Genomic DNA, 14,384 nt, shown 5'->3' with positions numbered 1-14,384 from the left:
TAAGTTTGGGAGGCGGAAAATAGACCTTTTCCGCTCGTTTAGGACAGCGCTCTTTCAATGATCATTTTTGCAGATATATTTTTACTGTTTAAAAAGCAATTCAGAAAAAAAGACGGAAGCATCTGCTTCCGTCTTCTTAGGACTCGCTGTCCTGTTCATTCTGTTTTTGTATAGCACGCAGCGTTTCAACGCGCGCTTCATCCCCTTCAAAGAATTGCACAAGATCGCCGATGCGGTCAATGGCATTCCAGCTAAGGTGATGTTCAATGCCTTCAACATCATTGTAAATTTTTTCTTCATCCACGCCGATCAGCCTCATGAACTGCTCTAAAAGCTCATGACGGTAGACGAGACGCTTTCCAATTTTTTTGCCTTTTGGCGTTAAGATAAGTCCACGGTATTTTTCATATATGAGATATTCATCTTTATCTAGTTTTTGGACCATTTTTGTTACTGAGGAGGGATGAACGGATAGTGCTTCCGCAATATCAGAAACGCGGGCATATCCCTTTTCTTCTATTAATAAGTAAATTTGTTCAATATAATCTTCCATACTCGGTGTTGGCATGCGGTCCCCTCCAAAAAACGTTCAAAACATAGGAAATCATTACAAGTGTACACTAGTTTAAGGGGGATGACAAGGAAGCTTTCGTTCTAATTGCAAAAAGAAAAGAGCTGGCAATCCAGCTCTTTATCTTATAGACCACACTTCAATTGTGCTCCGCAGCTAGTACAAGTGTTGCAGCCGCCGATGTCTTCAACCGTACCTTCCCTGCAGACCGGACATGTATTTCCTACTTCGTTGCCGATTGTTACATTTGTTGATCTTAATGCCTGTATTGTATCAACCAGCACAACTTTTCCTTTTTCTTTAGCTGGTGTTTCTTCACTCTCAGAGAATGTGTTTTCTTCCGCTTTTAAAGTCAGAACTTGAGTGTCACGGCTTCCGTCAACGTAAACCGTTCCGCCTTTTGCGCCGCCTTTATATAATCGTTCATATACTTTTTGAACTTGATCAACCGTATATCCTCTTGGTGCGTTTACTGTTTTGCTGATTGAACTGTCAATCCAGCGCTGAATTACACACTGCGCATCTGCATGAGCTTCTGCACTCAGTTCCATAGCTGAAATAAACCATTTTGGCAGATTATCAGGATCTGCTTCAGGATGCTGATCCAGATATTCCTTTACGATATCCGCTTTTACTTCAATGAACTTTCCTAATCTTCCGCTTCTGTAGTAAGAGAAAGAGAAGTATGGCTCGAGTCCAGTAGATACGCCAACCATTGTACCTGTACTGCCCGTCGGTGCAACAGTCAATAAATGGGAGTTCCGAATGCCGTATTCCTTAATATCATCTAAAAGATCAGCCGGCATTTTGCTCATAAAGCCTGTTTTTGTGAATGCATCACGCAAACGGTTTGTTTCTTCTTCTGTTTCACCAGTGAGGAACGGGAAGCTTCCTTTTTCTTTTGCAAGCTCAACAGAAGCTTTATATGCAGTTGTTGCGATCGTTTCAAAGACTTGATCAATCAATTGATTGCCTTCTTCTGAACCGTACTCTGTTTCACAGTAGATCAGCAGATCGTGCAATCCCATAACGCCAAGGCCGACACGGCGTTCGCCTAATGCCTGCTTCTTATTATCTTCTAAGAAATAAGGTGTTGCATCGATGACATTATCCTGCATGCGGACACCGACTTCAACCGTTGTTTTCAGCTTTTCGAAATTGACCGTTTTCCTTTCTTTGTCTGCCATTTCAGCAAGATTGACCGCTGCAAGGTTGCAGACAGAATACGGAGCGAGAGGCTGCTCTCCACATGGGTTTGTTGCTACAACCTTTTGTCCATACGCTTTAGCATTCGTCATGTCGTTTGCATTGTCGATAAAGAAAATGCCGGGCTCTGCCGAATATGTCGCACAAATATTGATTAAGTTCCAAAGTTCTTTCGCTTTGATTGTGCGGTATGTGCGGACTTTGTATCCCAGCTTCTCCCACTCGCGGACATCGCCATGATTGTGCCAGTCTTCGTTATAGGCTTTCATTTGGTCTGCATGATAGCTTTCCACATCAGGGAAGCGAAGCTCGTAATCTTCATCTTTTTCAACAGCATCCATGAAATCCTTCGTTAACGTGACGGAAATGTTGGCGCCTGTAAGGAATTCAGAGTTATGAACGCTGTATGTTCCTCCAGTCACAAGCTTTAATTCTGCATCTTTAATGATTTTTTCATTAAATCCGCCGAAGCCTGGAATTTGCTTGTAGTTCACAATGCTTTGGTACATTGCTTTTTCATCCTCAGTCAGAGGCTTGAACTTTAATTTTTCCTGTGCGTATTTCTTGATTGTTTCGTCATTCGTATTTTCGATTAAATAGCGTAAAATACGAGGGTTTTGCATTTTTGAAATGATAAATTCGATAATGTCAGGATGCCAGTCGGCAAGCATGATCATTTGAGCGCCACGCAAATTGTTACTCCTCTTTTGATTGAGGGGCCAGGTCATTTCTGCCTGTCTCTCATGTTTTCACATGAGTTCGGACTCTATCATCAAAGTAGAAAGTTTTTGATATTTTCGGTTTAGTTTAATATCCCCATATTCATATAAGTATCCAAAGATTAAAATCAGATCTTTAATACTGCTAATACACAAATCAGAACAACCTTGTTTATGTGTAATGGAATTAACTTTAGTGGCAAGACCATTTGATTTTAAAAATGTTAAAATACATTTTAAATACTGTGGATTACCTGTGAATCCAAGTCTTGCTTTCTTATATCCATTTCTCGAATAAACTCTTATATGACCATCGGCATCGAAGAATCCCCTTAAATATGCCCATTGAAGAGCATTATCATCAAAGTTAATCCATTTTTCAGTTCCCGTTTTTCTTGGTCCAATTCCCAGTTTAATCAAATCATTACACATTTTTGTTGAATTAATGACTAATGAAAATTTATTTTGTTCGTTTTCTGCAGATTTCCGCCTGAATTTTATTGCATCTAACATATTTAATTCCCTTGAAATATCAGTTAGGAGTTGTTTGTCCATTTCAGCAAGACTGAGGACCAGCCTTTTGGACTTTTCACGGTCAATAATGGTTGCATCTCCTGTAATATATCCAATTAAATATGCTTGATTTGCAGTTTTTATATGAGCAAAATAATTTTCATTATATTTATAAATTTTATTTTTTAATTTACCTGCTTCACCAGGAGTTCTAATATTAATAAAATTCAATTCATCATTCCAACGTTTTATTGTTCCTCTATTTATGTTAATTTTTTTAGCAATATCTACCTGGCTAAATCCTTTATTATGGAGATTGACTATAACCTTTATCAATTCTTCTTTGTCTCGCGCCCCATATATACGTCTACGCATATTTGGTTTACTCCTCACATAGGTTAATTAATTTTCTAATTTCTTAACCCTTAGAAAGTTTCAATAGTCTCTGAACGTTCGTCTGCGTTTCCAAAGACGCTTCGCTGCTGATTGCCCATTGTTTATCTTTTTCATTTTTGGACCTTCACGCTCACTGTTGCCAGTCACGTTGTGGTTGAAAAAGCTTTAGGGTGTTCCAGCAATTCACGAGATTTTAATCCCGCCGTGTGGACTTATTTATTAACGGGATCCCCCTTGCTCAACTAAATGCGTCAGTTTCGCTATATCATCCAGCCATGAGACAGAACCGGACGATTTGCCGTTCACTCCGCGTGCGAGTGTATTTCTTGGGCGCAGGGTTGAACCGTTTGTTCCAACACCGCCGCCTCTGCTCATGATTTCCATTACTTGCTTGCGGTGCTCTGAGATGCCTTCGCGTGAATCCTGTACAAAGGGCATCACGTAACAATTGAAGTAAGTCACGTCTGTTCCTGCTCCAGCTCCGTATAAAACACGTCCCGCCGGCACAAAGTTCAATCCGACTAATTCCTGATAGAACTTCTCGAACCATTCATTCCGCTTCTCTTCTGTTTTTTCAACAGAAGCAAGCCCTGTAGCATTTCGTTTTGCAATTTGCTCATAAAATACTTCAAGTGGTTTTTCGATGACATCCAAAGAACGGTGGATAACACCCGTCTCAGTCTCTTCAGGCTTTTCTAGTGAATGACGGTACTCTTCTTCAACCTGTACACTTGCCATTTTAGCCTGCCAGTCAATCTCTAAAATATAGCCAAGCCCTCTTGCAGGGAATTTCGGATCTTCTTTGATCGTCAGAACGACAAAATCCCCTTTTGATAATGTCAGCTTTTCAGTGTCTTTATACGTGTATCGGTCAAGCATGACTAAACGCGATACTCCTTTGTGTTTCAATTTCATGTCATCAGTTATTGGGTGAACTTGGGGAAACAATGAAATATCGTGGTTCAGCTTGTCCACATCAAGTTTTAAATTTTCATTAAGTGCTACGCTCATTCAAACAACTCCCCTATCTATCTTATACTTGATTTAATTTATCACACAGCCAGTCTTTTATCAATATATAGTATTACATTTTCGTTCGACAATACTATATATGGATAAAAAGGCAAACCTATTTTATTTTGTCAAATTACTAACTGCACAAATAAAGCAGAATTAATGAGAAAAAAGAAGATAGGAACTCCATAATCACTTTTTTTGATGAATTTTGTCGCTTGCAAAATCCGAAGAGAACATGAGGTTAGAAAAATAAGGAATTTATTGAAATAAGTTGAAAATCATCACAAAAAAATAAACAAAAGCGACTGGGTTCAAGTCGCTTATCGTTTATAGTTCCATTCATCTGTATCATATTTTCCCCTTGCAATCTTCTCTACATATGCATGTTCTTCATCTGTCAGTGCATAAGGCTCAAGCGATATATTCAAACCCATCTCAAAGCCCTTTTTAAAAGCATGCTTTGACTCCTCCAGGGTAACAGGAGTTTCTCGCAAAGCATTGACAGCAACTGCCTTATTTTTAAAATTTTTCTGCATTCGTTCTTTTACCCGCTCACTTGGATACTTAAACAGGTTAAAGAGCATTTCTTCATTTATATCGAGCAAAATGGAGCCGTGCTGAAGAATGACTCCTTTTTGGCGCGTTTGAGCGCTTCCTGCCACCTTGCGTCCTTCTACAACGAGTTCATACCAGGATGGTGCGTCAAAACATACGGCAGAACGCGGATTCTTAAGTCCCTGCTTCTCTTCCTCCGTTCTCGGAACGGCGAAATATGCATCAAGTCCCAGTTCCCTGAAACCCTGAAGAATACCTTCTGATATGACTCTATATGCTTCAGTTACAGTCTTTGGCATTTCAGGATGCTCTTCTGACACGATGACGCTGTAGGTCAGTTCTTTGTCATGAAGAACCCCCCTGCCTCCTGTAGGCCTGCGCACAAAGCCCAGCCCGTACTCTTTAACGGCATCAAGATCAATTTCTTTTTCGGCTTTTTGAAAATATCCAACTGAAAGAGTGGCAGGGTTCCAGCCGTAAAAACGAATGACAGGCGGGATAATGCCCTGACTGTTCCACTCAAGCAGCGCTTCATCTAATGCCATATTATAGGACGGGGAACAATTCCCTGAATCAATAAATCTCCAAGTTTCTTTTGCCATCTTCATACCCCATTTTCCATGATAAGTATGTATTTCATTTTCTGTGCCTTACCTAGTCTATCAAAAAGAAGGCAAGGTTGAAAATATTTATGTCTTATTCATAGATGACAATTTGATCCTGCTCTTATATAATAGTAGTTGTCCAATATTATTAAAGTTCATTTGAACTTGTCTTAGAAAAGTTGCTTATAAAGGAGTCGGGTCAGCTTGACAACATGGATTTTTTTATTGATTCTTTTAGGCGCACTAGCAGCCTACACGATTTACTCTTATTTTTATCAGCGTAAAATAATGAAAACTTTAACGGAAGAAGAATTCCGAGCAGGATACAGAAAAGCTCAGTTAATTGATGTCCGTGAACCAAATGAATTTGACGGCGGGCATATCCTTGGAGCAAGAAACATTCCTTTATCCCAAATGAGACAAAGACATAAGGAAATCCGCAAAGATCAGCCTGTCTACATCTACTGTCAAAACACTGTCAGAAGCGGACGGACAGCTCAAATGCTGAAAAGAAAAGGCTACAATGATCTTTACATGCTTAAAGGCGGCTTCAAGGGCTGGGGCGGAAAAATTAAAGCAAAGAAATAAGGAAAGCGCAAAATTTTATCCTTGCTTATCTCTTAAGAAGAAGTCTGCAGACAGTTCTGCAGGCTTTTTTTGATAGAAAAAGGATCCGCATATAGAGCGGATCCTTTTTCTTGCGCCTTTTATTGCTTTTGATAACGCAAAATCGGCTTTCTTGCTGCTGTAGTTTCATCTAAGCGGCTGACAACTGTCGTATGAGGAGCTTCCTGTACGATTTCAGGATTTTCTTCCGCTTCTTTTGCGATTTGGAGCATCGCCTCAATAAAGGAATCTAACGTTTCTTTTGATTCTGTTTCAGTCGGCTCAATCATGATGCACTCTTCAACATTTAACGGGAAGTAGATTGTCGGCGGATGATAGCCGAAATCAAGCAGCCTTTTTGCGATATCGAGCGTGCGCACCCCTAATTTTTTCTGGCGCTTGCCTGACAGAACAAATTCGTGCTTGCAATGTCTGTCAAAAGGCAGATCAAAGGCTTTCGAAAGTCTTCTCATCATATAGTTGGCATTTAGAACGGCATATTCCGTCACCGCTTTTAAACCATCCGGTCCCATTGTGCGGATATAAGTATATGCACGGACATTGATGCCGAAGTTGCCGTAGAATGGCTTCACTCTGCCGATAGACTGTGGGCGGTCATAGTCAAACGTATATTTATCATCTCTTTTTACTAAAACAGGTTTTGGCAAGTACGGAATCAGATCAGCTTTTACTCCGACCGGGCCAGATCCAGGGCCGCCGCCTCCATGAGGACCGGTAAATGTTTTGTGAAGATTTAAATGAACGACATCAAATCCCATATCTCCGGGACGTGCCTTGCTTAGTACGGCATTTAAATTTGCACCGTCGTAATAAAGCTTGCCTCCTGCATCATGAACAATTTTCGCCATTTCCAATATATTTTCCTCAAAAAGACCAAGGGTATTAGGATTCGTCAACATAAGCGCAGCTGTATCATCCCCAACGACGCGCTTTAAATCATCAAGATCAACAAGACCCTGTTCGTTTGATTTAACCGTAATCGTCTCAAATCCCGCTACAGTTGCAGATGCCGGATTTGTTCCGTGAGCCGAGTCAGGAACAATTACTTTTGTCCGGTTCAAGTCATTGTTCGCTTCATGATAAGCACGGATCATCATCAGGCCGGTCCATTCACCATGAGCTCCTGCTGCAGGCTGAAGTGTAACTTCATCCATTCCGGTAATTTCAATGAGATGCTCCTGTAAATCATACATTAGCTCAAGTGCACCCTGAACTGTACTCTCATCCTGTAATGGATGAATATGAGCCAACCCTGCCATACGCGCAACATTTTCATTAATTTTCGGATTGTACTTCATCGTACAGGATCCAAGCGGATAAAATCCGGAATCAACTCCATGGTTTCTCTTGGAAAGAGCTGTATAATGTCTCATGATATCAAGTTCAGATACTTCCGGCAGTTCAGCATCATCTGCACGCAAATATTCACTTGGAATCAATTCATCTGCAGCAATTTCAGGGATATCCAATGAAGGCAAACTATAGCCTGTTCGTCCTGGTTTTGTCAGTTCAAATATTAGTGGCTGATCCTGCTTATTCATGTCCATCCCCCAATTCCTTAACAAATAAGTCAATTTCTTCTTTTGTGCGCAATTCAGTTACCGCAACAAGCATGTGGTTTTCAAGCTCGGGGTATACACTGCCTAAATCGAAACCTCCAATGATGCCCTTTTGAATGAGCTTCGCATTTACCTCTTTAATCGGTTTGTTTAATTTAATGACGAATTCGTTAAAAATTGCCCCTTCAAATGGAACTTCAATCCTGCTTGCAGCAAATTCTTTTTTAGCGTAATTTGCTTTTTGAATATTTTGCAAAGCCATCTCTATTACGCCTTTTTTTCCCAGTGCAGTCATGGCAACCGAGGCTGCCAAAGCATTTAAAGCCTGATTTGAACATATATTAGAAGTCGCTTTGTCACGTCTAATATGCTGCTCACGTGCCTGCAGAGTTAAGACAAACCCGCGTCTGCCCTGTTCATCTGTCGTTTGTCCAACCAATCGTCCCGGTACTTTGCGGAGCAATTTTTGAGTTACAGCAAAATATCCGCAGTGCGGACCGCCAAAAGCAGTCGGAATACCGAAAGGCTGAGCATCGCCTGCCACAATATCAGCTCCAAATTTTCCAGGAGGTGTTAAAGCTCCCAGCGCAAGCGGATTAGCAGACACGATAAACATGCTCTTTCCGGTGTGAGCAATCGGCTCAATGTCTTTAAGAGGCTCGACTTGCCCGAAGAAGTTTGGATACTGCACAACGACAGCCGCAACATCGTCTGACATTTCCGCTTTTAAAGCTTCAAGGTCTGTTACTCCATTTTTAACAGGCACTTCTACTACTTCAATATACTGTCCTTTTGCATATGTCTTAAGAACATCTCTGCTTTCCGGGTGAACAGCTTTTGAAACGATGACTTTTTTCTTTTTTGTTTGACCGGCAGCAAGCATGGCAGCTTCAGCAAGAGAAGTACCGCCGTCGTACATGGATGAGTTTGCAACATCCATTCCAGTAAGTTCAGCAATCATTGTTTGAAATTCAAAGATGGCCTGAAGCTCGCCTTGTGAAATTTCCGGCTGATAAGGAGTATAGGCTGTATAAAACTCTGACCTTGAAATTACATGATCAACGATAATCGGCATGTAATGATCATATACACCTGCACCAAGGAAAGAAGCATTGCTTCTTAAATCCTTATTTTTTGAAGCAAGCTCACTTAGCTCACCTACAAGTTCCGTTTCAGACTTTGCTTGTTTGATTTTGTAATCCCCCTGAAAACGCACACTCTCGGGAATATCTGAGAAAAGCTCATCTATAGAAGATACTCCGACAGCGTCAAGCATTTCCTGCTGATCTTGTTCTGTCATCGGCAAATAACGATGTTTCATGGATGTGTTCCCCTTTCAAACTAGTTCATTTTTTTGGTCGTTTATAAAAAGGTGTAGCAACTACAACTGCTTTTAAGCGTTTCTTGCGCACTTGAACACTCACTTCAGAGCCTGGTTCTGTAAATTCCTTTTTCAGCAGAGCCCAGCCAATATTTTTCTTTAATGTAGGAGATTGTGTGCCAGTTGTTACCTCGCCGATTTGTTCGTCTCCATGAAATACTTCATACCCGTGCCTTGGAATTCCCTTGTCAATCATCTCTATGCCGACAAGCTTTCTTGATGTGCCATTCTCTTTTTGATCTCTTAATACTTCTTTCCCGATGAAAACTGTCTCTTTATTCGGTTTTACAGCAAAGCCGATCCCTGCCTCAATCGGAGTAATGTCCTTAGTAAGCTCCTGTCCGTACAAAGGAAGATTCGCTTCAAAGCGGAGCGTATCGCGTGCCCCTAATCCGCATGGCAGAATTCCTTCATTTTTCCCTGCTTCCAGGATCGCATTCCATAAAGAAGGCGCTTCTGAAGAAGGACAATAGATTTCAAAGCCGTCTTCGCCTGTATAGCCCGTTCTGGAAACAAGTGCTTTACTATCATTAATAACAACGTCATCTTTGAATTTGAAAAATTTGATTTCACTTAAATCTGTTTCTGTTAATTGTTGAAGAATTGATTCAGCTTTAGGACCCTGTACGGCCAGCTGGGCAATGTCAGCTGAGATATTTTGCAGCTCTGTATCTCCGAATTTATGAGAGTCCAGCCAATCATAATCTTTTTCAATATTTGAAGCATTTACCACTAATAAATAATGAGAGTCTGATTTTTTATAAATTAATAAATCGTCCACTGTTCCGCCATCTTCATAGCACATAGCCGTGTACTGCGCTCCGCCGTCTTTCAGCAGGGAAACATCATTTGTCATTGTTTTTTGAAGAAAAGCGAGACTGTCAGTGCCGGTCACTTCAATTTCACCCATATGCGAAACATCGAATAAGCCTGCCGTTCCCCGAACCGCTTCGTGCTCCTCTTTAATAGAAGAAAATTGAACGGGAAGATCCCATCCTCCAAAATCAATGGTCTTTGCTCCAAGCTCTTTATAAACATCAAATAATGGTGTTCGCTTTAAATCTGCCATCATTCAGATCGCCTCCCCAAAAAGTATAAAAAAAGGACAGAGACCCCCCTTTTATGTAAAAAAGGAAGTCTCTGTCCCTGCACCTGAAAGTTTACCTTGCCACTATATGCAAAGCTTTCCCCTTTGGTGGTTTGCCGCTTTCACAAACTCTCTCCAGAGTTGCGTCAAACAAGAGTTCTTTTGCCTGAGAGATTCACAGATGTTTGCTCCTTCGGCGCTGCGTTTGCGGCATACATTCAATGAAGCCGCCGGCAGTCTCTCCCCTTGTTCTCATTCGCTCATATTTTCTTTAAAACTGGTCATACTAAAAGATAACATTCTTTGACATTTTGACATTTTGACATTTTTGACAAAAGAAGCTGCTGACTGAAAAGTAAGTATGTTAGCAACTTTCTTACTTATTAACATCCTACCATTATGAACATTATTCATCAATCTATTTTTACACAAATATTAAACATATATTTTAGTTTAATGTTCGTGTTTAACCTGTTTTATTTGTATTTTATCATAATAAACTACGAATTCCCACTTTAAAGTGAACGATTCAGTATAACATTACCTTTTCTTGAAAGGGCTGTCATTTATGAATGTAAAAATCAACTTTGATTCCTCCTGGCAGGATACTTTTTTAAAAAAACTTGAAGATGATGGGCCTTGGGCAAGCTGGGAAAATTACAAACTTGCCTGTGAAGTGCAAAAACAGTTAATTGTCCCTTCATTTGAAGGCTTGCAGGCACCAAATCATCTGACCGATTTCACACCGCTTCCGCACCAATTGGAGGTTGCAAGACAAGTAGTCGAGCATATGAACGGCAAAGCAATACTTGCAGATGAGGTCGGGCTTGGAAAAACGATTGAAGCTGGACTGATTGTAAAAGAATATATGATCCGCGGACTTGCCAATAAGATCTTAATTCTCGTGCCGGCCTCCCTTGTTTCACAATGGGCAAGAGAACTGCATGAAAAATTCTATATTCCAGCTGTTGAGCAGAAAAAGAGCTATGTATGGGAAGCATGTGATGTGGTTGTTTCTTCTATAGATACAGCAAAACGAAGTCCGCACAGGGAAATTGTCCTTGCCCAGCAATATGATTTAGTCATTATAGATGAGGCTCATAAACTCAAAAATAATAAAACAAAAAACTATGAATTTGTTCAGAGCCTGAAAAAAAAATACTGCCTGCTTCTGACAGCAACTCCAATCCAAAACCGAGTAGAAGAGATTTTTAATCTTGTCTCGCTTCTCAAACCCGGTCATCTTGGAAACGAAGCTTATTTTTCAGAAGTTTTCAGAGCAAAAAACCGCGCACTCGAACATCATGAACATCTGCAGGAACTTGTCAACAAGGTAATGATTCGGAACCGCCGCGGCGATACCGGAATTGACTGGCCTAAACGTCATGTTGAAACGGTTCCAATTGACCTCTCTCCAACTGAACGAAATTTGTACACAGCCATTTCAAGGCTGAAATCGTTCGGAACCGCTGCTGCAAGCATGTTTTCCATCATGACCCTTCAAAGAGAAGCCTGCTCAAGCAGAGAAGCTGTTTATATGACGCTGAAAAAAATGATCGAGCGGCCTGAAGGTGAAACTTCTCCACTTCCTGAACCTATTATCAGGGAATTGATGCAGTGCATAGATGAGGTGGACGGAAACTCAAAGGCACAAAAAACAGTGGAGCTTATTAAAAAAATTGATGATAAAGTGATCATTTTTACTGAATACCGTGCCACTCAATTTTACCTGCAGTGGTTTTTGCAGCAGCATGGCATTACTTCCGTGCCATTCCGGGGAGGCTTTAAGCGGGGCAAAAAAGATTGGATGAAAGATTTATTTAAAAACCGGGTTCAAGTCCTGATTGCAACAGAAGCCGGCGGCGAAGGCATAAATCTTCAATTTTGCAATCACATCATCAATTATGACCTGCCCTGGAATCCCATGCGGCTCGAACAGAGAATCGGCCGGATACATCGCCTCGGTCAGGAAAAGGACGTTTACATCTATAACATGGCTACAAAAAACACGGTAGAAGAGCATATATTAAAACTGCTTTATGAAAAAATTAATCTATTCGAAAAAGTAATTGGTGAGCTAGATGAAATCTTAACCAAACTGGAAATTTCCAATTTTGAAGATCATTTGCAGGACATTCTCTTCCAATCTAAAAGCGAGGGCGAAATGAAAATCAAAATGGAAAATTTAACATCCATCCTTCATTTTGCAGAGGAGGAACGCTCAGAACAAAAAGCTGCAAATGATAAATAACATTAGGCAAGGAGGCTAGAAGATATGCTGCAGCAAGAGATCAGCCAATTCTTAGAAAGTTTCTTCACGGCAAATTCATGCCAGATCACAGATAAACAGCCAGGATTTATGACTGTGCAGTTAACAATTGAAATGGATAAAGAGCTGATGAATCGGCCTTTTTACTGGACCTATCTTGAAAAAACCGGCGGTATTCCAAATCCAATGCAGCTGACATTTCTTACAGATGCAAAACAGGTTCCTGAAGATTTAAAAGGAGAAATCATGCATTTTGGTGCACCGCGGCTCCATCAAATTTTCAGGACGAGCAAGAAGCTCGGAAGCCACATCCGCCTTTATGAAAGTCCTCTGAACAAAGGAAGATCGCAATCTCTGCATCCATGGCTTGGAGTAACTATCATGGTATCTTATCAGAGTGATAAAAAGAAGGACCAGCTATATTCAATCGGTCTCCATTTAATCAGCGGCGCAATCATTGAAAACTTCCAGGATCAATTGGAAAAAATGACGCTTACTCCCCGCATTCCTGATCTTTGTTTTACGACCTCCCCCATGATTAAGGAACAAAGCGGCTTAAATCGAATTCAAAACTATATTCAATCCATTATTGAGCAGGATGATCACTCATGGGCGGAAGATGCCAGACAGCGCTGGAATGCTGATATGATGCTTCTCAGCCATTTTTATGAAGATCTTGATGAAAAACCGGAAGCCTATCAATTAGAAAAAGAAGCATTAAAAGAATTATATGATCCGCAAATAAATGTATCGATTGTCAATGGAGGTATTTTTTATTTGTCGCAAAATGCATTCAATTAATGTCGAAAACGGCAAAATTTCATTTTCAATAAAGAAAATGGGATTTTGCCATTTGTATTATTTCGAAAAATTTCCTGTCGTTTCTTAAAAACAAAACCCATCAAAATGCCTACAATAAAGGAATTTACACCCAATTAATTCTAATATTTTCAAAAAAATTAATTTTTTTTTTGCAATCGACACAATTCAGCAGAAAAAGTAAAAATCATTTTTTATAATAGTAGTAAATAAGATACATTAACCTTAAGGACTAAAGAAACAAACATTGATTTATGCAAAACGGACGATTGCACATAATCAGACAAAGGCAAACTTGCTGAAAGGCAAGGACGCAAAGTCACAGATCTAAGGTTCACAAAAACTATGATGGCTGGACTGCCTGAAATACTGAGATGTATTTTAGGAGGAGATAAAATGGAGATGTTAATGAAGGATGTAGAGAAGATGGATCAGGAATGGAAAGAGTTAATCCTGTCAGCATTGGAAATGGGCATCAGCAAAGAAGAAATTAGAGAATTTTTGAAAACGCAAACACTTAAAAATTGACAAGCTAGAATTGTACATATTTTTTTGTAAAAATTGTTCTATATATATAACACCACCTTCGTTATATGCTATAATGGCTCTGGGAAGGTGATCATATGATTGGTGAACGCATCCGTAAATACCGCAAAGAACGAGGACTTTCTCTATCAGAACTTGCTGATCGCGCTGGTGTTGCTAAATCGTATTTGAGTTCAATTGAACGGAATCTGCAGTCTAACCCTTCTGTTCAATTTCTTGAAAAAGTCTCATCCGTGCTGGGAGTATCTATGAATACCCTGATTTTAGAAGAAGCCATCTATGAGACTAAAAAAGATAATCTTGATAATGAATGGGCAAACCTTGTGAAAGAAGCGATGAATTCTGGTGTGACGAAGGATCAATTTCGTGAATTTCTTGAATTTAACCGGTGGAAAATGAACCAAGATAAATAATAAATTCGTGCACCAAATTGAAAAAAACCTAAAAATCAGGTTTAATTCATTTGGTGCTTTTCACTATCGGTGCCACATGAAACTGAATTAAGCCGAATTAA

Annotated in this window: 11 protein-coding genes, 2 pseudogenes and 2 riboswitches; of the genes and pseudogenes, 5 read left to right on the top strand and 8 right to left on the bottom strand. The window is 40.1% G+C overall.

Annotation, left to right across the window (positions count from 1 at the left end):
- Positions 1-136: 136 nt before the first annotated feature.
- The 5 genes and pseudogenes from mntR to ABEQ24_RS11015 form a co-directional block, all read right to left on the bottom strand.
- Positions 137-568 carry a transcriptional regulator MntR gene (mntR, locus tag ABEQ24_RS11035; RefSeq protein ID WP_070876642.1) on the bottom strand — a complete coding sequence of 144 codons (432 nt, stop codon included), beginning with the start codon at positions 566-568 and terminating at the stop codon, positions 137-139.
- Positions 569-696: 128 nt separating this feature from the next.
- Positions 697-2,469, bottom strand: a pseudogene (locus ABEQ24_RS11030) (vitamin B12-dependent ribonucleotide reductase); the annotation flags it as partial.
- 57 nt (positions 2,470-2,526) lie between these two features.
- Complete coding sequence (locus ABEQ24_RS11025; RefSeq protein WP_430006842.1) at positions 2,527-3,384, bottom strand: hypothetical protein; 858 nt, start codon at positions 3,382-3,384, stop codon at positions 2,527-2,529.
- Positions 3,385-3,627: 243 nt separating this feature from the next.
- A pseudogene (locus tag ABEQ24_RS11020) lies at positions 3,628-4,416 on the bottom strand (ribonucleotide reductase N-terminal alpha domain-containing protein); the annotation flags it as partial.
- A 326-nt stretch (positions 4,417-4,742) separates the two neighbouring features.
- A complete protein-coding gene (locus ABEQ24_RS11015) occupies positions 4,743-5,579 on the bottom strand; it encodes a lipoate--protein ligase family protein (protein ID WP_430006841.1) in 837 nt (278 codons plus the stop codon).
- Between the two features lie 219 nt (positions 5,580-5,798).
- Between ABEQ24_RS11015 and ABEQ24_RS11010 the strand changes: the two genes are divergently transcribed.
- Positions 5,799-6,170, top strand: a complete 372-nt coding sequence (locus ABEQ24_RS11010) for a rhodanese-like domain-containing protein (protein ID WP_224771138.1) — start codon at positions 5,799-5,801, stop codon at positions 6,168-6,170.
- 119 nt (positions 6,171-6,289) lie between these two features.
- Here ABEQ24_RS11010 and gcvPB read toward each other — a convergent pair whose 3' ends face one another.
- The 3 genes from gcvPB to gcvT are packed head-to-tail and all read right to left on the bottom strand — an operon-like array spanning position 6,290 to position 10,218.
- A complete protein-coding gene (gcvPB, locus tag ABEQ24_RS11005; protein WP_430006840.1) occupies positions 6,290-7,750 on the bottom strand; it encodes an aminomethyl-transferring glycine dehydrogenase subunit GcvPB in 1,461 nt (486 codons plus the stop codon).
- Positions 7,743-9,089 carry an aminomethyl-transferring glycine dehydrogenase subunit GcvPA gene (gcvPA, locus tag ABEQ24_RS11000; RefSeq protein WP_430006839.1) on the bottom strand — a complete coding sequence of 449 codons (1,347 nt, stop codon included), beginning with the start codon at positions 9,087-9,089 and terminating at the stop codon, positions 7,743-7,745. The genes gcvPB and gcvPA overlap by 8 nt, the downstream gene beginning before the upstream one ends.
- A 25-nt stretch (positions 9,090-9,114) precedes the next feature.
- Complete coding sequence (gene gcvT / locus ABEQ24_RS10995) at positions 9,115-10,218, bottom strand: glycine cleavage system aminomethyltransferase GcvT (RefSeq protein ID WP_430006920.1); 1,104 nt, start codon at positions 10,216-10,218, stop codon at positions 9,115-9,117.
- 162 nt (positions 10,219-10,380) lie between these two features.
- A riboswitch (glycine riboswitch) is annotated at positions 10,381-10,492 on the bottom strand.
- Between the two features lie 312 nt (positions 10,493-10,804).
- On the opposite strand from gcvT, the gene ABEQ24_RS10990 reads away from it, so the two are divergent.
- From ABEQ24_RS10990 to ABEQ24_RS10975, 4 genes are all read left to right on the top strand, one after another.
- On the top strand, positions 10,805-12,487 hold the full coding sequence (locus ABEQ24_RS10990) for a DEAD/DEAH box helicase (RefSeq protein ID WP_430006838.1): 1,683 nt from the start codon (positions 10,805-10,807) through the stop codon (positions 12,485-12,487).
- A gap of 24 nt (positions 12,488-12,511) precedes the next feature.
- A complete protein-coding gene (locus ABEQ24_RS10985) occupies positions 12,512-13,306 on the top strand; it encodes a YqhG family protein (RefSeq protein WP_430006837.1) in 795 nt (264 codons plus the stop codon).
- 296 nt (positions 13,307-13,602) lie between these two features.
- Positions 13,603-13,689, top strand: a riboswitch (cyclic di-GMP riboswitch).
- A 31-nt stretch (positions 13,690-13,720) separates the two neighbouring features.
- Positions 13,721-13,852, top strand: coding sequence for an anti-repressor SinI family protein (locus tag ABEQ24_RS10980; protein ID WP_430006836.1), 132 nt, complete (start codon positions 13,721-13,723; stop codon positions 13,850-13,852).
- 95 nt (positions 13,853-13,947) lie between these two features.
- Positions 13,948-14,283, top strand: a complete 336-nt coding sequence (locus tag ABEQ24_RS10975) for a helix-turn-helix domain-containing protein (RefSeq protein ID WP_430006835.1) — start codon at positions 13,948-13,950, stop codon at positions 14,281-14,283.
- Positions 14,284-14,384 lie beyond the last annotated feature (101 nt).

This window comes from Metabacillus idriensis (assembly GCF_050483325.1).
GTDB classification, from domain to species: Bacteria; Bacillota; Bacilli; order Bacillales; family Bacillaceae; genus Bacillus_P; species Bacillus_P idriensis_A.
Note: the sequence above shows the minus strand (reverse complement) of the source record. Positions and strands in the feature narration are given on the sequence as shown.